Raw genomic sequence first — 1,173 nt, 5'->3', positions numbered from 1 at the left:
GCTGCAGGCACGTCACGCATTCGCGTAGGCTCTGGAGGTATTATGCTTCCTAACCATTCTCCGCTTGTTATTGCTGAGCATTTTGGCACGCTTGAATCACTATTTCCAGGACGTATTGATTTAGGCTTAGGAAGAGCGCCAGGGACAGATCAGCTGACAGCACAAGCTCTGCGACGCGACCGCAGAAGCGACGGCAGTGACTTCCCAGAACAGCTGGCTGAACTGCAAGAATACTTTAAACCGGCTTCAGAAAGTCAGATGCGCGTTAAAGCTGTTCCCGGTCAAGGTTTAAATATTCCGATTTGGCTGCTTGGCTCAAGCGGTTTTAGCGCACAGCTTTCTGCACAGCTGGGCTTGCCATTTTCATTTGCAAGTCACTTTTCGCCTAATAATACAATGACAGCTCTTAACATGTATCGCCGTTATTTTAAGCCGTCCGACGTGTTAGACAAACCATATGCAATGTTAGGTGTAAACGTAATCGCTGCTGATACAGATAGAGAAGCTGAACGTTTGGCTACTTCTATGCAGCAGCAGTTTCTAAATTTAATTCGAAACACACCGGGTAAACTAAAAGCTCCTGTGGATAATATGGATGAACTATGGACTGACTTTGAAAAAGCTTCTCTTCAACAGCAGCTGGGCTCTTCTATTGTCGGAAGTCCTGAGACGATTAAAGTCAAGCTGGAACAGTTTATTGAAGAAACAGAAGCAGATGAACTGATGATTAACGCTCAAATTTACGATCACAAAGCTCGCCTTCGTTCGTACGAAATTGTTTCTCAGCTGTTCAAATAATAAAAAAGGCCGGACACGTCCGGCCTTTTTATTTGCTTTCTACTGCTTCAAGAAGTAAATCTGCAAGATGAACGGCCCTTACACTTTCTTCTACTCCTTCTCTGACTACCCCTAGCTTCATTTGAATAAGACAGCCCGGGTTTGCTGTTACAATCGTATGTGCATGGGCTTCTTTCACTTTTTCCATTTTATAATCTAAAATTTGCATAGACATCTCTTGTTCCGTTAGATTATAAATACCAGCTGAGCCACAGCAATGATCCGCATTTTCCATTTCATTAAACACCGTTCCGTTAATCGCTTGAATTAGCCTTCTCGGTGCGCTGGACGTTTTCATCACGTTTCTTAAATGACACGAGTCTTGATACGTAACAA

2 protein-coding genes are annotated in these 1,173 nt (G+C 43.6%); one reads left to right on the top strand and one right to left on the bottom strand.

The window, feature by feature from the left end; all coding sequences use genetic code 11:
* On the top strand, nt 1-798 hold a 798-nt coding region (locus AC1DRF_RS28760; RefSeq protein ID WP_477742407.1), incomplete at its 5' end, for an LLM class flavin-dependent oxidoreductase.
* 28 nt (nt 799-826) lie between these two features.
* Here the strand turns inward: AC1DRF_RS28760 and AC1DRF_RS28755 are convergent.
* The coding region (locus tag AC1DRF_RS28755; RefSeq protein WP_477742406.1) for a (Fe-S)-binding protein at nt 827-1,173 on the bottom strand (347 nt) is incomplete at its 5' end.

The sequence above is a fragment of the Priestia sp. P5_B4 genome, from assembly GCF_056400385.1.
This window is presented reverse-complemented; position numbering and strand designations above follow the sequence as displayed.